The following is a 20510-nucleotide window of genomic DNA, read 5'->3' as shown; positions in this document are numbered from 1 at the left end:
CTATCGGCGACAAGCAAATGTTCTGAGACAAAGAAAGGCGTTCTTTGCCTTTCATTGGCTCAGGTTATTTGGCCTCGAGCCGATGGCGCCTAGAGCTGGACAACAACTGCCCAGCCTTGAAGCAATTTAAGAAAAACTTTATACTTTCTTATCTTTTGAACAAAAGCGCAAGCGCCCGTTTAGCGACGTACAAACTTTCATAGTAAGGATGAACAGCTAAATTCGCGCCGTCCTGGCGCAACGCCCTTCTGACCAACTTCCTATTGGCCTCCGACAAGCAGATGTTCCTGAACCTAGGAAGGGGCTTTTTCCCTTCATAGGTTCAGGCTTATTTAGTGGAACATCGGCTAAGGACGCCACTTCCCCATGTCTTCGCCGATGGACTCGCATCCTGCGAGCTTCTCGAGGCTAGGCGTTAGCGCTGAATCTTAAACCGAAACACAAACTACTACTCATAAGCTAGAATTTTATATCTTTCTAATCAAAAAAAGAGCAAACAGAGGATATCTGTTTGCTCCATATTTCAATTACTTTTGAATACTACTTACAACACCAGAACCAACAGTACGTCCACCTTCACGAATAGAGAAACGAGTTCCGTCTTCAATCGCGATTGGAGAGATCAATTCTACTGTCATTTCGATGTTATCGCCAGGCATAACCATTTCAGTACCTTCTGGTAGATTAACAATTCCAGTTACATCAGTAGTACGGAAATAGAATTGCGGACGATAGTTTGTGAAGAATGGAGTATGACGTCCACCCTCTTCTTTAGAAAGCACATAAACTTCAGCTTTGAAGTTAGTATGTGGAGTGATAGATCCAGGTTTAGCCAATACTTGACCACGTTGGATATCTTCACGAGCTACACCACGAAGTAGTGCACCAATGTTATCACCAGCTTCAGCATAGTCTAGAAGCTTACGGAACATTTCAACACCTGTTACAGTTGTTTTAGCCGCTTCTTCTGCAAGACCAATAATTTCGATCTCATCACCGACTTTAACTTGACCACGTTCAACACGGCCAGTTGCAACTGTTCCACGTCCTGTAATTGAGAAAACATCCTCAACAGGCATCATGAATGGCTTGTCAGTGTCACGCTCTGGAGTTGGAATATACTCGTCAACAGCAGCCATCAATTCATCAATTTTTTCTTCCCATTCTGCTTCGCCTTCAAGAGCTTTAAGAGCAGAACCTTTGATTACAGGAATGTCATCTCCAGGGAAGTCATATTCAGATAGAAGGTCACGAATTTCCATTTCTACTAGTTCAAGTAGTTCTTCGTCATCTACCATATCGCATTTGTTCATAAATACAACGATGTAAGGAACACCTACGTTACGTGATAAAAGAATATGCTCACGAGTTTGTGGCATTGGGCCATCAGCAGCTGAAACAACTAGGATTGCGCCGTCCATTTGGGCAGCACCAGTGATCATGTTTTTAACATAGTCAGCGTGTCCTGGGCAGTCAACGTGTGCATAGTGACGAGAATCAGTTTCATATTCAACGTGTGAAGTAGAGATTGTAATTCCACGCTCGCGCTCTTCTGGAGCGTTATCGATCATATCATAGCCTCTTGCTTCTGCGCCACCACGCTTTGCCATAACAGTTGTGATAGCAGCTGTAAGAGTAGTTTTACCGTGGTCAACGTGACCAATAGTACCAATATTAGCATGTGATTTGGAACGATCAAATTTTTCCTTAGCCATTAGGAAATCCTCCTTTTAATTAAAAAATACTAAGTATTAGAGACGCCTTAAAATAAAGGAAACATTTTTTAGCGACTCAATGCATATCTATTAGTAGTTATACTCGATTGTACGAATAAAATCAATTATTCGCCGTTATTTTTTTTCGTAATTTCTTCAGCAATGGACTTTGGTACTTCTTCATAGTGATCAAAGAACATTGTGTAGACTCCGCGGCCTTGTGTATTAGAACGTAGGGATGTTGCGTAACCGAACATCTCTGAAAGTGGAACAAAGGCTTTTACTACCTGTGCATTTCCACGTGCATCCATTCCTTCAACACGACCACGACGAGAAGTAATATCCCCCATAATATCACCTAGATACTCCTCAGGAATAACAACTTCTACTTTCATAAGTGGTTCAAGCAATACTGGATCACATTTCTTTGCTGCATTTCTTAAAGCCATAGAAGCAGCAATTCTAAAGGCCATTTCATTGGAGTCAACATCATGATAAGATCCATCATAAAGCTTTGCCTTAATATCAATTAAAGGATATCCGGCAATGACACCATTATCCATTGAATCTTCAAGACCCGCTTGAACTGCTGGAATATATTCACGAGGAACAACCCCACCGACAATCGCGTTTTCAAATTCAAAGCCTTTTCCTTCTTCGTTTGGACTGAATTCAATCCATACATGACCAAATTGTCCACGTCCACCAGACTGACGGATGAACTTCCCTTCAACTTGTGCACTAGTGCGGAATGTTTCACGGTAAGAGACTTGTGGAGCACCCACATTCGCCTCAACCTTAAATTCGCGCTTCATACGGTCAACAAGAACATCTAGATGAAGCTCACCCATTCCTGAGATAACAACCTGACCTGTTTCAGGATTTGTCTCTGCACGGAATGTTGGATCTTCTTCTTGCAACTTAGCAAGAGCTGTACCCATTTTATCCTGGTCTGCCTTGGATTTAGGTTCAACCGCAACACTAATAACTGGTTCCGGGAATTCCATTGATTCAAGGATAACAAGTTCCTTTTCATCACATAATGTATCCCCCGTCGCCGTATCTTTCAAGCCAACTGCCGCAGCGATGTCTCCACTGTAAACAGTGTTGATTTCTTCACGATGGTTAGCATGCATCAAAAGAATACGTCCAACCCGCTCACGTTTACCTTTTGTTGAGTTCTGGACGTAAGATCCAGAGTTCAATTGTCCAGAATAAACACGGAAGAACGTAAGACGTCCAACATATGGATCCGTCATAACTTTAAATGCAAGTGCTGAGAACGGTTCACTGTCATCAGCATGACGAGCAATTTCTTCATCAGTATCTGGAATAATCCCTTTAATTGACTCAATATCAGTTGGTGCTGGTAAATAATCAATAACCGCATCCAGCATTTTTTGAACACCTTTGTTTTTAAAAGCTGTACCGCAAAGAACTGGGTAAAATTCTACCTTCAATGTTGCAACGCGGATTGCGGCTTTTAATTCCTCTACGGAAATCTCTTCACCTTCAAGATATTTCATCATAAGATCTTCATCAAGTTCTGCTACAGCTTCAATTAAGCTTGTGCGCAATTCTTCTGCTTTATCCTGAAGATCAGCAGGAATCTCTCCCTCGATTGGATCCTGTGGATCATCACTTTCATAATACCAAGCTTTCATTTCAATAAGGTCGACCATACCTTTAAATGTGTCTTCCGCTCCAATTGGTAATTGAACCGGATGTGCATTAGCCTGCAAGCGATCACGGATCGTACTAACAGAATAAAGGAAATCAGCACCGATCTTATCCATTTTATTAACGAAAACAATACGTGGCACTCCATATGTTGTTGCTTGGCGCCAAACTGTTTCAGTTTGTGGTTCAACACCAGATTGAGCATCAAGAACGGTAACCGCTCCATCAAGAACTCTCAGGGAACGTTCAACTTCAACGGTGAAGTCTACGTGTCCAGGAGTGTCAATGATGTTTACGCGATGTCCTTTCCATTCTGCTGTTGTTGCAGCAGATGTAATCGTAATACCGCGCTCTTGCTCTTGCTCCATCCAGTCCATTTGTGAAGCACCTTCATGTGTTTCACCAATTTTATGAATGCGCCCTGTATAGAAAAGAATACGTTCTGTAGTAGTTGTTTTACCGGCATCAATATGGGCCATAATGCCGATATTACGTGTCTTTTCTAAGGAGAAGTCTCTAGGCATTTCGTATTTCTCCTTCCTAGGATGATTAGTTTTACTATTATATATAATAGTTGGATTATCTTACCAGCGGTAGTGAGCAAATGCTTTATTTGCTTCTGCCATTTTATGAGTCTCTTCACGTTTTTTCACAGAAGCGCCAGTATTATTAGCAGCATCCATAATTTCGTTAGCTAAACGCTCTTCCATCGTTTTTTCTCCGCGAAGACGAGCATAGTTAACTAACCAACGTAATCCAAGAGTTGAACGACGTTCTGGACGGACTTCAACTGGTACTTGATAGTTAGCACCACCTACACGGCGAGCTCTAACTTCTAAAACTGGCATAATATTTTTCAAGGCTTGATCAAATACTTCCATTGGATCTTTGCCTGCACGTTCTTGAATAAGGTCAAAAGCAGAGTAAAGAATACTTTGCGCCTTTCCCTTCTTCCCATCAACCATTAGCTTGTTCACCAAACGAGTTACAAGCTTAGAGTTATGGAGTGGATCTGGCAATACATCTCTTTTAGCTACAGGTCCTTTACGTGGCATGTTCTTTCCTCCTTTCAATTAAATACATTCATTTCTCTTTTATTACTTTTTAGCTTTTGGTTTTTTTGTTCCATATTTCGAACGGCTTTGAGCACGATTTTCAACACCGGCAGTATCTAAGGCGCCGCGAACGATATGGTAACGAACACCCGGTAAATCCTTTACACGACCACCACGGATTAGAACAACACTATGTTCTTGTAGGTTATGGCCGATTCCTGGAATATAAGCTGTTACCTCGATTCCATTTGTAAGACGCACACGAGCATATTTACGTAGTGCCGAGTTTGGCTTTTTCGGTGTCATTGTTCCTACACGTGTACATACACCACGCTTTTGTGGTGAAGACAAATCCGTATTAATCTTTTTAAAACTATTATAGCCTTTATTAAGAGCTGGTGAGTCAGAAGTCGTAACTTTTGACTTTCTACGCTTACGTACTAATTGATTAATTGTAGGCATTGATATTTCCTCCTTTCATAGTTTGTTAAGCCCACACATCCAGGTGGTTCTTTTTAAAGCAAAAAACAAGTTTTTGCAGTTTATACCCTGCAAAAACAGCTTAAATTAAGATCGCAGCAGCTGTTGCTCCAACATCTATACCGCACGCCTTACCAAGTTCTCTCATAGAGTCGACCATAGTAATAGGTACGTTCACTTCTTCAGCAACCTGAATAATTGGATGTATAATTCGCGGTTCTGCATCCGATGCGAGTAAAACCTCAAGGACATGCCCTGATTTAAGGGCTCTTACTGTCTGTTTTGTACCAATGATTACATTCTCAGCCTGTAACACTTTTTTATAAGGCAATTGTCATAACCCCCAAAGTAACAGGTTAATGTAAGTTCACCTTGAATATAGTATCATTTGCTATTTTCATTGTCAATAACAATTGCAAAAATATCGTGAAAAATGCTCCCGCCGAGATGATCTCGACGGGGTCATCAATTTAGAGCTAGTTATTCTGCTGATTCTAGTTGTTCTTTTTCTTTTCGTGCCGCAACGGACATTTTACGGTACCGTTGCATTCCTGTCCCAGCAGGGACAAGTTTACCGATAATAACATTTTCCTTCAGACCAAGAAGTTCATCTCGCTTACCTTTGATCGCTGCATCGGTAAGTACGCGAGTCGTTTCTTGGAAGGAAGCAGCAGATAGGAATGAATCTGTCTCCAGAGATGCTTTCGTAATACCGAGTAGAATCGGCCGTCCAATCGCAGGTTGATTCCCTTCTAATAGGGTCTTGTTGTTCGCTTCAGTAAACTGGTGGATATCAAGCAGAGTACCTGGTAGTACATCTGTATCTCCAGCATCTGTTACTCTGACCTTTCTAAGCATCTGACGAACCATCACTTCTACGTGCTTATCTCCAATTTCTACCCCTTGCATACGATAAACTTTCTGAACTTCACGTAACAGATACTCTTGAACAGCTTTTACATCGAGAATACGTAGAAGTTCTTTCGGATCGACAGAACCCTCTGTGAGCTCTTGACCTCGTGTCACCTCATCATTCACCGCCACTTTTAAGCGAGATGTGTATGGTGCATTGTAGGTCCGAGACTCAATTTTCCCTTGAATCACAATCTCTTGCTGGCGGTCACGGCCTTCCGAAATAGAGGTTACAACCCCGCCAATTTCAGTGATGATGGATTGCCCTTTAGGATTACGAGCTTCAAATAGCTCTTGGATACGTGGCAAACCTTGAGTAATATCGTCACCTGCAACACCACCTGTGTGGAAGGTTCTCATTGTTAATTGAGTACCCGGCTCCCCAATAGATTGTGCCGCTATGATACCGACAGCTTCTCCTACATCTACAATGGATCCTGTAGCTAGGTTGCGGCCATAACATTTCTTACAGACACCATGACGCGTATTACATGTAAAGGCTGAGCGAATCCAAGCCTCTTCCACGCCTGCATTTTCAATTTCTTTGGCCATATCTTCATTGATTAATTCATTTTCGCGGGCAAGGATTTCCCCTGTTTCCGGATGGACAATTTTGCTTCTTGCAAAACGCCCAATCAAACGTTCCTCTAGTGTCTCAATTACTTCAGTGCCATCTTTCAGCGCCGCAACACGAAGACCACGGTCTGTACCACAATCATCTTCGCGAATAATGACATCTTGCGCTACATCAACAAGACGACGTGTTAAGTAACCTGAGTCAGCTGTTTTTAAGGCGGTATCGGCTAGACCTTTACGTGCTCCGTGAGTGGAGATAAAGTATTCTAGTACCGTTAATCCTTCACGGAAACTTGATTTGATCGGCAACTCAATAATTCTACCAGCTGGGTTAGCCATCAATCCGCGCATACCTGCTAACTGTGTAAAGTTAGAAGCGTTACCCCTTGCACCTGAATCACTCATCATGAAAATAGGATTTAATCTTTCTAAAGAGCCCATCAATTTATCTTGAATCGTATCCTTTGCAGCGCTCCAGATCGAGATTACACGATCATAACGTTCTTCTTCAGTAATCAGACCACGTCTGAATTGCTTCATCACGTTATCTACTTTTGTTTGAGCTTCTTGTAAAATGACTTCCTTTTCACGAAGTACAACAATATCTGACACTCCAACTGTTATCCCTGCTTTAGTGGAGTATTTGAATCCAAGATTTTTCATGCGGTCCAGCATTTTCGATGTTTCCGTCACTTGGAATCTCTTGAATATTTCAGAGATAATATTACCTAATATCTTTTTCCTAAAAGGAAGAATAAGTGGTTGCTTTTCAATATGTTCTTTCACATTTTCGGTCGTTTCAATAAAGTAACGATCCGGTGTATTATCAACAAGGTTTTCATCAGTCGGTTCATTAATAAACGGAAACGATGGTGGAAGGATCTCGTTAAAAATAATCTTACCAACCGTTGTAACGAGTAATTTCTTCCTTTGCTCATCTGTAAAAGTTTCGTTTACTAAAGAATTAGCATGAATCGCAATACGCGAATGCAAGTGCACATACCCAGTTTGATAGGCAAGTAATGCCTCATTTGTGTCCTTGAATACCATTCCTTCTCCATCTGCATTTTCACGCTCTAATGTCAGATAATAGTTTCCAAGCACCATATCCTGAGAAGGTGTAACGACTGGCTTTCCATCTCTAGGATTTAGAATGTTTTGCGCCGCTAACATTAATATACGTGCTTCAGCTTGCGCTTCAGCAGACAAAGGAACGTGAACAGCCATTTGGTCACCATCAAAGTCTGCATTATATGCCGTACAAACAAGTGGATGCAAACGAATCGCTCTACCCTCTACAAGAGTAGGTTCAAAAGCCTGAATACCAAGCCTGTGAAGAGTTGGCGCCCGGTTCAATAGAACAGGATGCTCACGAATGACATCTTCTAGGACATCCCAAACTTCTGGATGCACACGTTCAATCTTCCTTTTTGCACTCTTAATATTATGGGCAAGATTTTTTTCAACCAGTTCCTTCATAACAAATGGCTTAAATAACTCTAACGCCATTTCCTTCGGTAAACCACATTGGTACATTTTCAAATGTGGTCCGACGACAATAACAGAACGACCTGAATAATCAACCCGTTTTCCAAGCAAGTTTTGCCGGAAACGTCCTTGTTTTCCTTTTAGCATGTGAGACAAAGATTTTAGCGGGCGATTTCCTGGTCCTGTAACAGGTCTTCCTCTTCTTCCATTATCAATCAACGCATCAACCGCTTCTTGAAGCATACGTTTCTCATTTTGAACAATAATACTTGGAGCTCCAAGGTCTAATAATCTTTTTAGTCGATTATTACGGTTGATTACACGACGATATAAGTCATTTAAATCCGAAGTAGCAAAACGACCACCTTCTAATTGCACCATTGGGCGTAATTCTGGCGGAATGACAGGAAGAACATCTAAAATCATCCAGTCAGGATCGTTCCCAGAATGGCGAAAGGCTTCTAAAACCTCAAGACGTTTAATGGCACGTGTACGACGTTGCCCTTGTGCGGTCTTCAATTCGTCCTTCAATTGGTCTACTTCTTTTTCCAAGTCGATATCCTGTAAAAGCTTCTTAATGGCCTCTGCGCCCATAGAAGCTTGGAACTTGGTACCGTATTTTTCACGATATAAACGATATTCCTTCTCAGACAAAAGTTGTTTTTTATCTAGTGTTGTATCTCCTACGTCTGTTACAACGTAAGAAGCAAAATAGATAATTTCTTCAAGAGCACGAGGGGACATGTCTAAAACAAGTCCCATCCTGCTTGGTATTCCTTTAAAGTACCAAATATGAGAAACAGGAGCCGCTAATTCAATATGCCCCATTCTTTCTCTCCGTACTTTCGTACGTGTTACTTCTACACCACAACGATCACAAACAACGCCTTTGTAACGAACACGTTTATACTTCCCACAGTGACATTCCCAATCTTTAGAAGGTCCAAAAATTCGTTCGCAAAACAAACCATCTTTTTCGGGCTTTAATGTACGATAATTAATCGTTTCTGGTTTCTTGACTTCTCCGAATGACCAAGAACGAATTTTGTCCGGTGAAGCAAGGCCTATTTTCATATACTCAAAATTATTAACATCCAGCAAGGGGCCTACCTCCCTTTTCGTCTACAGGTTTTTACCCATTATGCTAAACCTAGAAAATTATTCTCTTAATGCGGCAGTTTCTTCTACTTTTGTATCTGGTGCAATATTTAATGTGTCAGCTTGCTGTGTATCTTCTTCATCGTCTAACTCGCGCATCTCAATTTCTTCTTCATCACCAGATAAGATTTTCACATCCATACCTAAGCTCTGAAGCTCTTTTATGAGAACTTTAAATGATTCTGGTACACCAGGGTCAGGTACATTATCACCTTTGACAATTGATTCATACGTTTTTACACGACCTACAACATCATCCGATTTAACAGTCAATATTTCTTGAAGTGTATAAGCTGCCCCGTAGGCTTCTAACGCCCATACTTCCATCTCACCAAATCGTTGGCCACCAAATTGAGCCTTCCCGCCAAGCGGTTGCTGTGTAACAAGTGAGTAAGGACCAGTGGAACGTGCGTGTAATTTATCATCAACCATGTGAGCCAGTTTGATCATGTACATGACTCCAACAGATACCCTATTATCAAATGGTTCACCTGTTCGACCATCATATAGGATTGTCTTAGCGTCTCGCGCCATTCCTGATTCTTCAATTGTATCCCAAACATCTTCCTCAGTCGCTCCATCAAAAACAGGTGATGCCATATGGAGTTTAAGTCCTCTTGCTGCCATTCCGAGATGTAACTCAAGAACTTGACCAATATTCATACGTGAAGGAACACCCAATGGGTTCAACATCACATCAACAGGAGTACCGTCCGGCATATACGGCATATCTTCTTCCGGAAGAATGCGAGAAATTACCCCTTTGTTACCATGTCGTCCAGCCATCTTGTCCCCTTCGGAAATTTTCCGCTTTTGGACAATATACACACGAACAAGCTGATTTACACCTGGTGGTAGTTCGTCTCCATCTTCACGGTTGAAAATTTTCACATCAAGGACAATCCCTTCTCCTCCATGTGGAACACGAAGAGAAGTGTCTCGAACCTCACGTGCCTTTTCACCGAAAATAGCATGCAATAATCTTTCTTCAGCTGTAAGCTCAGTAACTCCTTTCGGTGTTACTTTTCCTACAAGCAGATCGCCGTCTTTTACTTCTGCTCCAACCCTAATAATGCCTCGTTCATCCAAATTGCGCAGGGCATCTTCCCCAACGTTCGGAATATCACGTGTCATTTCTTCAGGTCCTAGCTTTGTATCACGGGCTTCTGATTCATATTCTTCTATGTGAATAGATGTATAAACATCATCTTTTACTAATCGTTCACTCATAATGATCGCATCTTCATAGTTGTAACCTTCCCATGTCATGAAGGCAACGAGCACGTTTCTTCCTAGCGCAAGCTCACCTAGATCCATGGAAGGGCCATCTCCCAAGATTTCCCCTTTGGTTACACGATCTCCAACACTTACGATTGGACGTTGATTATAACAGGTCCCTTGATTAGAACGAATAAACTTCTGCATTCGATACTTACGCAAGTCGCCTTTTACTTCTTGACCATCCACATCCTGTGTATTTCGCACCCAAACTTCACGAGCCTCAACATGTTCAACAATACCATTATGCTTACAAATCACCGCAGCTCCAGAGTCTTTAGCAGAAACATATTCCATTCCAGTTCCAACTAGAGGAGCTTCTGGTTTCATAAGCGGAACAGCTTGTCGTTGCATGTTCGCTCCCATCAAAGCACGGTTTGAATCATCGTTCTCAAGGAACGGGATACAAGCAGTAGCAGCAGAAACAACCTGTTTTGGCGATACATCCATATAGTCAATGCGTTCTTTTCTCACTACTGTGTTCTCACCGCGAAAACGAGCTATTACTTCATCATTAACAAATGCACCTTCGTCAGAAAGCGGGGCATTTGCTTGTGCGACGACATAATTATCTTCTTCATCAGCAGTCAAATAATCAATTTGATCTGTTAGCGATCCTGTCTCAGGATCAACCCGGCGATATGGCGTTTCGATAAAACCAAAACGATTCACCTTGGCAAATGTCGATAAAGAGTTAATTAACCCAATATTTGGCCCTTCTGGTGTCTCAATTGGACACATACGCCCATAGTGAGAATAGTGTACGTCACGTACTTCCATTCCAGCCCTTTCACGAGTAAGACCGCCAGGTCCTAGTGCTGATAAACGACGCTTATGTGTTAATTCAGCAAGTGGATTGGTTTGGTCCATAAATTGAGAAAGCTGAGAACTTCCAAAGAATTCCTTTATCGACGCAATCACTGGACGAATATTAATTAATTGCTGTGGCGTGATCGTATTCACATCTTGAATGGACATACGTTCTTTTACGACTCTTTCCATTCGGGAAAGCCCAATTCTAAATTGGTTTTGTAACAACTCCCCAACAGAACGAAGACGGCGATTTCCTAAATGGTCAATATCGTCTGTATCGCCAACATCATATAACAAATCAAAGAAATAACTAATAGAAGAGATGATGTCAGCAGGTGTGATGTTTTTAATCTCTTCTTCGACATAGGCATTTCCAATTACATTTATGACTTTCTCATCATCATCATTAGGTGCATATATTTTAATCGACTGTACGACAATATCCTCATCTAAGACACCTGATTGTTGGCTGCATGTTTTGAAACCAGCGCCATTTTCAAGTGATGGAAGAATTTTGTCTAAAGTACGACGATCTAATACTGTACCTTTTTCGGCAATGATTTCACCCGTCTCAGGATCAGCTAATGACTCCGCCAATCTTTGACCAAATAGACGATTCTTAATATGCAACTTTTTATTTATTTTGTAACGACCAACATTCGCGAGGTCATAACGCTTTGGATCAAAGAAACGCGATATCAGCAAGTTACGTGCATTCTCCACAGTTGGAGGCTCTCCAGGACGAAGACGTTCATATATTTCTAATAAAGCTTTCTCAATACTTTCTGTGTTATCTTTTTCTAGTGTATTTCTAAGATATTCGTTGTCACCAATTAAATCGATGATTTCTTGATCAGAGCCAAAACCAAGTGCACGCAATAGCACGGTTACTGGTAGTTTTCTTGTACGATCAATGCGGACATATACAACGTCCTTTGCATCTGTTTCGTATTCTAGCCAAGCCCCTCTGTTTGGAATAACAGTAGCGGTAAATCCTTTTTTACCATTTTTATCAAGCTTACCACTATAGTAAACACTCGGTGAGCGCACTAATTGTGATACGATGACACGTTCGGCTCCATTAATAATAAATGTGCCCATTTCTGTCATCAATGGGAAATCTCCCATAAATACATCTTGATCTTTTACTTCACCTGTTTCCTTATTCACGAGACGCAATTTCACTCGAAGCGGAGCCGAGTATGTTGCATCACGCTCTTTTGACTCTTCAACAGAATACTTGGGATCACCTAAACTGTAATCAATAAATTCCAGTGATAGATTTCCGGCGAAATCTTCAATTGGAGAAATATCTTGGAACATTTCCTTTAAACCTTCATCAAGAAACCATTGATAAGAAGAAGTTTGGATTTCGATAAGGTTCGGCAGCTCCAATACTTCACTAATACGAGCAAAGCTCCTACGCTGGCGGTGCCGTCCGTACTGAACAAGTTGACCTGTCAACTGATTCACCCCTCAAAATAGTGCATTTTAATAGGTTGTTCAAAATTTCCGATAAAAATGACACTGCGAATTTCTTCGTTGGCTTGTTTCTGTGCTGCTCATGTATTTAAAAGCATACATTCCGCTGCTCGAAACTGCGCCGCCTCGAACTTCTTGATCCTTTTTATCATCCTTTATGAACACTCATTCATAGTGACATTTTCTCAAGAGATTCTAGAAAAAATGCGATATCCTTAGACAAAAAGAAAAAGGGTTTTGCTTTGAAAACCACATTTTTCATATTACGAACTATTATTTTATAATCTTTTCCAACTTTGCCAAGATCCATACTTCTATTGATTAATTTGGCAATAAATCAGAAAACACTATATTAGCATTATACAACGTTATCACAAAAGGCCAGCAAGGTCAATCATTTTTTTGCTTTTAAAATATAGTAGCCTTTTCTTTTTGCTAGGATTTCCACATCGCGGAATATCTCTTCTAATTTGGCTTTCGCAGATGGTGCTCCTTGCTTTTTCTGAATGACGACCCAAAGTTCGCCTTCCGCCTTTAGATGTTGAAAACTCTGCTCAAACATTCGATATACAATTTGTTTGCCCGCTCGAATCGGCGGATTGGTAATGATCGCAGAGAGATTCTTTTCCTCGACATTTAAAAGTCCATCACTTTCGTAGATCTTAACGTTACGGATCTTATTGATCTCGGCATTTTCTTTAGCCAAGTCTAGCGCCCTTTGATTAATATCTATCATGTGAACCAGTCGGTCAGGATATTCTTTCGCTAAGCTGAGCCCAATCGGTCCATAGCCACAACCGACATCTAAAATCATTCCTTCGGTCGGGGCTTGAAAGGTTTCAATTAAAAAGCGTGAGCCAAAATCAACTTCTTTCTTTGAAAAGACACCTTGGTCTGTTTTGAATCGAAGCAAGTGATCCCGCAAGGTTGCATCCCAATAAATTGGGTTACTCGCAATTTCCGGTTGACGAGAATAGTAATGATCCACCAATCACCGCAGCCCCCTTTTTTAAACCTAACTATTAGATATTTTCAATATCAGTAGGTTCACTTAGATGGAATCTAGAATATAACACTTCATCACTCGCAGGATTATATTCTAGCTAACGTTATCCCTCAAAGAAAAGCTTAGGCAAAAAAGCTCGCCATTAGACAGCGAGCTTTTTATTTAGCAGATGCTTACTTAACTTCGACTTCTGCTCCAACTTCTTCAAGTTTTCCTTTGATTTCTTCAGCTTCTTCTTTAGAAGCTCCTTCTTTGATTGGCTTAGGAGCGTTATCAACAAGTTCTTTTGCTTCTTTCAAGCCAAGGCCTGTTACTTCACGTACAACTTTGATGACTTTAATTTTTTGGCCGCCTGCACCAGCAAGGATAACATCAAATTCAGTTTGCTCTGCAGCAGCTTCGCCACCAGCAGCGCCACCAGCAACTGCAACAGGAGCAGCAGCTGTTACACCAAATTCTTCTTCAATTGCTTTAACAAGATCGTTTAGTTCAAGAACTGTCATTTCTTTGACAGCATCGATGATTTGTTCTTTCGTCATGATTGTTTTCCTCCATTTATTGGTTTATTAGTATCTATACATTTTCGTTATCATATCGCACCGTTCAAGACAAAGTCCGAATAACTGATTTGCCTATTAAGCACCTTGTTCTTCTTTTTGATCAGCAACTGCTTTTGTAGCAAGAGCCAAGTTACGCACTGGCGCTTGAAGAACACTAAGCAACATAGAAAGCAAGCCTTCGCGAGATGGGAGTTCAGCAAGAGCCTTCACTTCTTCAACAGAAGCTAGATTCCCTTCAATCACACCTGCTTTAATTTCTAGTGCTTCATTCTTTTTCGCAAACTCGTTAAGGATTTTCGCAGGTGCTACAACATCGTCAGTACTGAATGCAATAGCATTCGGTCCTGTAAGAGCATCCTGAAGTCCCTCTAAGTTAGCTGCTTCTGCCGCGCGGCGAGTCATAGTGTTTTTGTAAACTTTAAAATCAATTCCCGCTTCACGAAGTTGCTTACGAAGTTCAGTGACCTGTCCTACAGTTAAACCACGGTAATCAACTACAACGGTCGAAACACTTGATTGAAATTTTTCTTTAATTTCATCCACAAGTTGTTTCTTTTGTTCAATAATTGCGCTCATTCTTACACCTCCCTGATTCAAAATGACATTTATACCTATGTACATGAAGCAAAAAACCTCCATACATAGACATGGAGGTTTTTTGCCCTCAATACAAATAATTGAGTTTATAGCAAGAACCTCGGCGGGAAATTAAGCTAGTAACTACGAGCCATACTAGCACCTGCTGTCTACGGTACAAATGTTATATTTTATTTTCAACAGCTACTATCATACCAGATAGCATTGCTGTAAGTCAATATCTTTATAAAGATGCAGATTCTACGCGTAAGCCAGGTCCCATTGTTGTAGAAACTGTGATGTTTTTAAAATATTTACCTTTTGAAGAAGCTGGTTTTGCTTTAGTTAATGTATCAAGGATTGTATTGTAGTTTTCAATGAGCTTTTCATCACCGAAAGATACTTTCCCGATTGGCACATGAATAATTCCCGCTTTATCCGCACGGTATTCTACTTTACCAGCCTTAATTTCATTTACAGCTTTTTCTACATCAAATGTAACTGTACCTGTCTTAGGATTTGGCATCAAACCTTTTGGTCCAAGAGTACGACCTAGTTTACCAACTTCTCCCATCATGTCAGGTGTTGCTACGACAACATCAAAATCGAACCAGCCTTGGTTAATTTTGTTAATGTAATCTGCTTCCCCTACATAATCAGCACCAGCAGCTTCTGCTTCCTTCGCCTTTTCACCTTTTGCAAATACAAGTACACGTTGTGTTTTACCAGTACCATTTGGTAGAACAACGGCACCACGGATTTGCTGATCAGCCTTTTTCGTATCAATTCCTAAACGGAAAGACGCATCAACAGTTGCATCAAATTTAGTGAAATCCACCTTTTTCGCAAGTTCAATTGCCTCTGCGATTGGATAAGATTTTGAACGATCAATTTGTTTTAAAGCGTCAGTGTATTTTTTACCTTTTTTAGCCATTTTATTTCCTCCTGTAATGTGGTTTTAGCGGAATGACCTCCCACGTTGAAAAGCTCAAGCACCTCAGTCAGTCCCGACAAGCAAATGTTCCGAGACAAGAAAAGTCTGGTTTTGACTTTATTGGCTCAGCTCATTTAGTGGAACACCGGCTATGTCTTCGCCGATGAACTCACATCCTGTGAACTTCTTTCTCGGGGCTAGGCGCCGGAGCTAGATCAAGAAAAGCGCTAGTACTAATGATTATAGTTGAACATAACCACCGCACTAGGAATCCCGTCTTCTACAGACGGAGTGTAAAACCTTGGTTTTAAGCAATAAAGGAAGGCTGAACGGTCCCAGCCTTCCTCTCACAGTAACCTTGTTTATGCACTGGAAATCGATCAGTCTTCGATTTTGATACCCATGCTACGTGCTGTACCTTCAACCATTTGCATGGCAGCTTCAACACTTGCAGCATTTAAGTCAGGCATTTTTGTTTCTGCAATTTCACGCACTTTGTCACGTTTTACAACAGCAACTGTTTTTTTGTTAGGTTCACCAGAACCGGAATCAATTCCAGCTGCTTTCTTTAAAAGAACTGCAGCGGGTGGAGTTTTGGTGATAAATGTAAAGGAACGATCCTCAAATACTGTAATTTCTACAGGGATAATTAATCCTGCTTGATCTGCAGTACGAGCATTGAATTCTTTACAGAATCCCATAATATTTACACCTGCTTGACCGAGTGCCGGCCCTACTGGTGGAGCTGGATTCGCTTTACCTGCAGGAATTTGTAATTTTACAAGTTTGATTACTTTTTTAGCCACGAGACGCACCTCCTTAAAGTCCGTGATGTGGTAATGGGGTTTTGACACCCTCCCACTCATGATAAAAATAGTCAATGATCAATATCCTTCAATTAAGACACCTACTTGACTTAAAAGATATTATCACTTTTCACAAGTAATTTCAAGTTGTTGTTAGTTTAATTTATCAATTTGCCCAAAATCGAGTTCAACAGGCGTTTCTCTTCCGAACATATTGACCATCACTTTTACTTTTCCCTTTGTTGCATCTAAATCTTCAACCTTGCCTGTAAAATTCGCAAAAGGTCCTTCTTTCACTGTAACCGTTTCGCCAATTTCAAAATGAACATCTAGATTTTTGTCTTCTAATCCCATTCGTTTTAGAATGAAATCTATCTCTTCTGGAAGTAATGCAGTTGGTTTTGATCCTGATCCCGATGAACCAACGAATCCCGTAACACCAGGTGTATTTCGCACGACATACCAGGAATCATCCGTCATAATAATTTCCACTAGCACATAACCTGGAAATACTTTCTTTTTTACCACTTTCTTTTTCCCGTTCTTTATATCTGTTTCTTCATCTTCCGGAACGATCACTCTAAAAATTTTATCTTCCATTCCCATTGTTTCTACACGCTTCTCGAGATTTGTTTTCACTTTATTTTCGTAACCAGAATACGTATGGACAACATACCAGTTTTTTTCCATTGATTAGGACGCTTGTCCTTCCCTCCCTATTACTAGTACTTCTCTAGTTCTTGAAATCGAACACCGTTTAACGCACGCTTGCACTTTTCTTTGTCTAGCTCTAGCGCCTAGCGACTAGAAAATTTACATTTTCTTCCTTCGATAAGTCAGCATCGGCTCATGCTTCGCCGTGTTTCCTTTATCTAGCCCAACAGGATGTTGGTCAGAACGACGTTGCGCCAGGACGGCGCGCCCTTTCTAGGTTCAGGAACATTTGCCTGTTGCCCATAAACGCCGTCTTCCGCTTTTCTTACCACAACTCAAAAAACCCGAGGACCGGGCTTGATAAAAAGTAATATAACTCCATTATATCATGAGTTCTTAAAAGTTATACAATAACTAAATATCTATTTTAATTTCCAAGAATGAAACGCATAAAATACGAAATGATATAATCTACACCTGCAAAGAAAAGCGCTAATAAGGCAACAGTGGTTACAACAGTAATGGTGTAGCTAGTTAATTCCTTTCGGCGTGGCCAACTGACCTTCCTCATTTCTGAGCGGACATTGCGAAAGAATTGCATTACGCTTGACATGATCGTACCTCCAAAGTTTTACTAAAAGTATGTTCAAAACGCAGAAATTCACAGTGTCCTTTTACCAGACTTTTTGAACATCCTCTAATATATCAAAAATATTATTTTGTTTCTTTATGAATAGTATGAGTTTGACAGTTCTTACAAAATTTTCTTAGTTCCAAGCGAGTAGAGGTCGCTTTCGGATTTTTATCGGTCGAATAATTACGTGATCCACAATCTACACAGGCTAATGCGACGCTATTTTTCACATCTAACACTCGCTCTCTAGGCTTTCTTTCTTATATCTTTTAAAAAATATCACGTAAGCCGAGTTCTGTCAATATGAACTCTCATTACCAAACACCGAACTCTCGTAATTCCAGATAACGCTCTAGCTTTCTCTTCACTCTTTGTAAAGCGTTATCAATTGACTTTACGTGGCGATCCAACTCATCAGATATTTCCTGGTAGGATCTGCCATCTAGATAGAGAGCCAATACTTTTCTTTCTAAATCGCTTAATAATTCCATCACTTTGGCTTCAATATTATGAATCTTTTCCCGATTGATTAAAAGCTCCTCAGGGTCTAAAATTTTCGCCCCTGAGATTACATCCATTAATGTCCGGTCTGATTCTTCATCATAAATAGGCTTGTCCAATGATACATAAGAATTAAGTGGGATATGTTTTTGGCGGGTGGCTGTCTTAATAGCTGTAATGATTTGTCTCGTAATACAAAGCTCTGCAAAAGCTTTAAAAGAAGCCAGTTTATCTTCTTTGAAATCACGGATCGCTTTGTAAAGTCCAATCATACCTTCTTGTACAATGTCTTCACGATCCGCACCTATTAAAAAGTAGGCCCTCGCCTTCGCCCTAACAAAATTACGGTATTTTTTTATGAGGTAATCCAGTGCTTCACTTTCTCCTTCTTGAATCAGTTCGATCAACTCTTCATCTTCCAGTATGTCATAATTGATGCCGCTGTCTAGTCTGATATTCGAGGTCACTCTATTCCCCACCCTTAGATCCATAGATAGAATCATTATACATAACTGAATTTTCATACGTCAACCTTATTTTAAACCACGTCGCCATTTCTCAAAGATTTCGGCAACCTCTTCGCTCAAAGGAATTTTGGCAGAAGGTACTTTTTCCCTTGTCCTTTTTAAGCTTTTCCCAATGCTTTTATCAATCGTTTGAACTTCTATTAACAGCTCACGAGCAGAGAGTCTTAATGCCCCTTGGCCGAAAATTGCCCATTGTTCTGTAAAATCGGATGTGGCGACGTAAATTTGTGTGCGTCTATTACTTAATTCAATCGCCAGCTTTTCAATTCTTTCATCTGCTGTTTCTTCTATTTTGGTAAAAATTATTTCTATCTTATGATTTTGGTACCTTTTTTCAATTCCTTTTACTTCATAGGCATCAAAAACAATGATCACTTTACGTCCCGTAAACCCTTGGTAATCTGCCATGATCTCAATAAGGCGATCTCGTGCAGAAGCAAGGTCTTTCATCTTAAGCTCAATTAATTCTGACCAAGCACCAATGATGTTATAGCCATCCACAATCAGGATATCCATTGTTTAATCCTCAATGGGCGAGCGTTTCCGTAGCACTTCATACATCAACAACGAGGCTGCTACGGATGCATTAAGTGATGAGACATGACCGATCATAGGCAAATGGATAAGAAAATCACATTTATCTCGAACTAATCGGCCCATGCCTTTCCCTTCATTCCCAATTACTAATGCAAGGGGCATTGTGGCATCCATTTTTCGATAATCCTCACTCCCCTTTGCTTCCGTTCCAAATATCCAAACACCACGTGACTTTAATTCATCGATCGTCCTTGAAATATTGGTTACTCTTGCAACAGGCACATATTCAATTGCTCCTGTTGAAAGCTTTGCAACCGTAGCTGTTAATCCTACAGAGCGATGTTTCGGAATAATAATTCCATGAACACCTGATGCATCCGCTGTACGTAAAATGGAACCAAGATTGTGAGGATCCTCCAGTTCATCGAGGATAAGAAAAAACGGAGCTTCCTCCCTCTTACTAGCTACTTCAAAGAGATCATCTAGTTCCGCATATTGGTGTGCAGCGACCTGTGCCACCACACCTTGATGATTTGCGCTAACTAATGGGTCTATTTTCTGCTTCGGGACAAATTGAACTAAAATATTTCGTTCCTTAGCAAGCTTGATAATCTGTGGCATCGAGCCCTTTTGTGAACCTTCAGCTATCCAAATTTTATGGATGCCTCTGTCAGACTTTAAAGCTTCCATAACTGGATTTTTGCCAGCAATCCACTCTTTACTCATGTTTGATTCACTCCCCGTTTTCAATGTTTCGAATCGATTCTTCCATCATTTCATCTAGCCGTGCTTGATTATTGGATAAATAAATCCAACCTACTACAGCTTCAAAGGCTGTACTATGTCGATATGTTTGCACATCAGTATTTTTAGGAATCGTCCCGGATTTTGCATTTCTCCCTCGTCTCATAACAGCTAACTCTTCATCCGTAAAAAAGTTTTTTGCCAAAAGCTGCTTTAAAATAATGGCCTGTGCTTTCGCTGATACAAAATGGGTTGCCTCGACATGAAGCTTATGTGGCTTCGTTTTTCCTTTTTTTAAGAGGTGATGCCGAATATAAACCTCAAAAACGGCATCACCCATATAAGCAAGTGCTAAGCCATTCAATTGCTGATAGTCCTTCACATTTGGCTCCAT

The 20510-nt window shown here is 40.6% G+C and carries 19 protein-coding genes and 1 other annotated feature; all 19 genes read right to left on the bottom strand.

What is annotated here, in order from left to right; all coding sequences use genetic code 11:
* Positions 1–527: 527 nt before the first annotated feature.
* Complete coding sequence (gene tuf, locus IPU53_RS22870) at positions 528–1715, bottom strand: elongation factor Tu (RefSeq protein WP_207453537.1); 1188 nt, start codon at positions 1713–1715, stop codon at positions 528–530.
* A gap of 125 nt (positions 1716–1840) precedes the next feature.
* Complete coding sequence (gene fusA, locus IPU53_RS22865) at positions 1841–3919, bottom strand: elongation factor G (protein ID WP_207453535.1); 2079 nt, start codon at positions 3917–3919, stop codon at positions 1841–1843.
* A 60-nt stretch (positions 3920–3979) separates the two neighbouring features.
* Positions 3980–4450, bottom strand: coding sequence for a 30S ribosomal protein S7 (rpsG, locus tag IPU53_RS22860; RefSeq protein ID WP_207453533.1), 471 nt, complete (start codon positions 4448–4450; stop codon positions 3980–3982).
* A gap of 42 nt (positions 4451–4492) precedes the next feature.
* Entirely contained in the window at positions 4493–4912 is a 420-nt protein-coding gene (gene rpsL, locus IPU53_RS22855; RefSeq protein WP_057985527.1) for a 30S ribosomal protein S12, read from the bottom strand.
* 100 nt (positions 4913–5012) lie between these two features.
* Positions 5013–5261, bottom strand: a complete 249-nt coding sequence (locus IPU53_RS22850) for a 50S ribosomal protein L7ae-like protein (RefSeq protein WP_207453526.1) — start codon at positions 5259–5261, stop codon at positions 5013–5015.
* 149 nt (positions 5262–5410) lie between these two features.
* On the bottom strand, positions 5411–9007 hold the full coding sequence (rpoC, locus tag IPU53_RS22845) for a DNA-directed RNA polymerase subunit beta' (RefSeq protein WP_207453525.1): 3597 nt from the start codon (positions 9005–9007) through the stop codon (positions 5411–5413).
* A 57-nt stretch (positions 9008–9064) separates the two neighbouring features.
* Positions 9065–12619, bottom strand: a complete 3555-nt coding sequence (gene rpoB, locus IPU53_RS22840) for a DNA-directed RNA polymerase subunit beta (RefSeq protein ID WP_207453524.1) — start codon at positions 12617–12619, stop codon at positions 9065–9067.
* Positions 12620–13031: 412 nt separating this feature from the next.
* Positions 13032–13628 (bottom strand): class I SAM-dependent methyltransferase, encoded by a 597-nt coding sequence (locus IPU53_RS22835; RefSeq protein ID WP_207453523.1) that lies wholly within the window; start codon positions 13626–13628, stop codon positions 13032–13034.
* A 188-nt stretch (positions 13629–13816) separates the two neighbouring features.
* Positions 13817–14182 carry a 50S ribosomal protein L7/L12 gene (gene rplL / locus IPU53_RS22830; protein ID WP_057985517.1) on the bottom strand — a complete coding sequence of 122 codons (366 nt, stop codon included), beginning with the start codon at positions 14180–14182 and terminating at the stop codon, positions 13817–13819.
* 96 nt (positions 14183–14278) lie between these two features.
* A complete protein-coding gene (rplJ, locus tag IPU53_RS22825) occupies positions 14279–14779 on the bottom strand; it encodes a 50S ribosomal protein L10 (protein ID WP_207453522.1) in 501 nt (166 codons plus the stop codon).
* A 41-nt stretch (positions 14780–14820) separates the two neighbouring features.
* Positions 14821–14973, bottom strand: a sequence feature (ribosomal protein L10 leader region).
* Positions 14974–15023: 50 nt separating this feature from the next.
* The gene (gene rplA / locus IPU53_RS22820; RefSeq protein WP_207453521.1) at positions 15024–15713 is read right to left on the bottom strand and encodes a 50S ribosomal protein L1; all 690 of its coding nucleotides are present in this window, start codon (positions 15711–15713) and stop codon (positions 15024–15026) included.
* A gap of 380 nt (positions 15714–16093) precedes the next feature.
* Positions 16094–16519 carry a 50S ribosomal protein L11 gene (gene rplK / locus IPU53_RS22815; RefSeq protein ID WP_057985510.1) on the bottom strand — a complete coding sequence of 142 codons (426 nt, stop codon included), beginning with the start codon at positions 16517–16519 and terminating at the stop codon, positions 16094–16096.
* Positions 16520–16672: 153 nt separating this feature from the next.
* Complete coding sequence (gene nusG, locus IPU53_RS22810) at positions 16673–17209, bottom strand: transcription termination/antitermination protein NusG (protein WP_207453520.1); 537 nt, start codon at positions 17207–17209, stop codon at positions 16673–16675.
* 391 nt (positions 17210–17600) lie between these two features.
* Entirely contained in the window at positions 17601–17786 is a 186-nt protein-coding gene (secE, locus tag IPU53_RS22805) for a preprotein translocase subunit SecE (RefSeq protein WP_207453518.1), read from the bottom strand.
* Between the two features lie 101 nt (positions 17787–17887).
* A complete protein-coding gene (gene rpmG, locus IPU53_RS22800; protein WP_207453516.1) occupies positions 17888–18037 on the bottom strand; it encodes a 50S ribosomal protein L33 in 150 nt (49 codons plus the stop codon).
* Positions 18038–18121: 84 nt separating this feature from the next.
* Entirely contained in the window at positions 18122–18799 is a 678-nt protein-coding gene (gene sigH / locus IPU53_RS22795) for an RNA polymerase sporulation sigma factor SigH (protein ID WP_207453539.1), read from the bottom strand.
* A 42-nt stretch (positions 18800–18841) separates the two neighbouring features.
* A complete protein-coding gene (locus IPU53_RS22790; protein WP_207453513.1) occupies positions 18842–19351 on the bottom strand; it encodes an NYN domain-containing protein in 510 nt (169 codons plus the stop codon).
* 3 nt (positions 19352–19354) lie between these two features.
* Positions 19355–20098, bottom strand: a complete 744-nt coding sequence (rlmB, locus tag IPU53_RS22785; protein WP_207453512.1) for a 23S rRNA (guanosine(2251)-2'-O)-methyltransferase RlmB — start codon at positions 20096–20098, stop codon at positions 19355–19357.
* 7 nt (positions 20099–20105) lie between these two features.
* Positions 20106–20510 carry a Mini-ribonuclease 3 gene (locus IPU53_RS22780; RefSeq protein WP_207453510.1) on the bottom strand — a complete coding sequence of 135 codons (405 nt, stop codon included), beginning with the start codon at positions 20508–20510 and terminating at the stop codon, positions 20106–20108.

This window comes from Bacillus sp. SD088 (assembly GCF_017355205.1).
Taxonomy (GTDB): domain Bacteria; phylum Bacillota; class Bacilli; order Bacillales; family Bacillaceae_C; genus Lederbergia.
Note: the sequence above shows the minus strand (reverse complement) of the source record. Positions and strands in the feature narration are given on the sequence as shown.

What these genes read in the sequence shown, in the direction of transcription:
- sigH (WP_207453539.1), bottom strand. Translation starts at nt 18,799, where the DNA reads ATGGATCTAAGGGTGGGGAATAGAGTGACCTCGAATATCAGACTAGAC.
- rplA (WP_207453521.1), bottom strand. Translation starts at nt 15,713, where the DNA reads ATGGCTAAAAAAGGTAAAAAATACACTGACGCTTTAAAACAAATTGAT.
- nusG (WP_207453520.1), bottom strand. Translation starts at nt 17,209, where the DNA reads ATGGAAAAAAACTGGTATGTTGTCCATACGTATTCTGGTTACGAAAAT.
- IPU53_RS22780 (WP_207453510.1), bottom strand. Translation starts at nt 20,510, where the DNA reads ATGGAGCCAAATGTGAAGGACTATCAGCAATTGAATGGCTTAGCACTT.
- IPU53_RS22790 (WP_207453513.1), bottom strand. Translation starts at nt 19,351, where the DNA reads ATGGATATCCTGATTGTGGATGGCTATAACATCATTGGTGCTTGGTCA.
- rpsG (WP_207453533.1), bottom strand. Translation starts at nt 4,450, where the DNA reads ATGCCACGTAAAGGACCTGTAGCTAAAAGAGATGTATTGCCAGATCCA.
- rplJ (WP_207453522.1), bottom strand. Translation starts at nt 14,779, where the DNA reads ATGAGCGCAATTATTGAACAAAAGAAACAACTTGTGGATGAAATTAAA.
- rpsL (WP_057985527.1), bottom strand. Translation starts at nt 4,912, where the DNA reads ATGCCTACAATTAATCAATTAGTACGTAAGCGTAGAAAGTCAAAAGTT.
- rlmB (WP_207453512.1), bottom strand. Translation starts at nt 20,098, where the DNA reads ATGAGTAAAGAGTGGATTGCTGGCAAAAATCCAGTTATGGAAGCTTTA.
- tuf (WP_207453537.1), bottom strand. Translation starts at nt 1,715, where the DNA reads ATGGCTAAGGAAAAATTTGATCGTTCCAAATCACATGCTAATATTGGT.
- rplL (WP_057985517.1), bottom strand. Translation starts at nt 14,182, where the DNA reads ATGACGAAAGAACAAATCATCGATGCTGTCAAAGAAATGACAGTTCTT.
- secE (WP_207453518.1), bottom strand. Translation starts at nt 17,786, where the DNA reads ATGTCAAGCGTAATGCAATTCTTTCGCAATGTCCGCTCAGAAATGAGG.
- fusA (WP_207453535.1), bottom strand. Translation starts at nt 3,919, where the DNA reads ATGCCTAGAGACTTCTCCTTAGAAAAGACACGTAATATCGGCATTATG.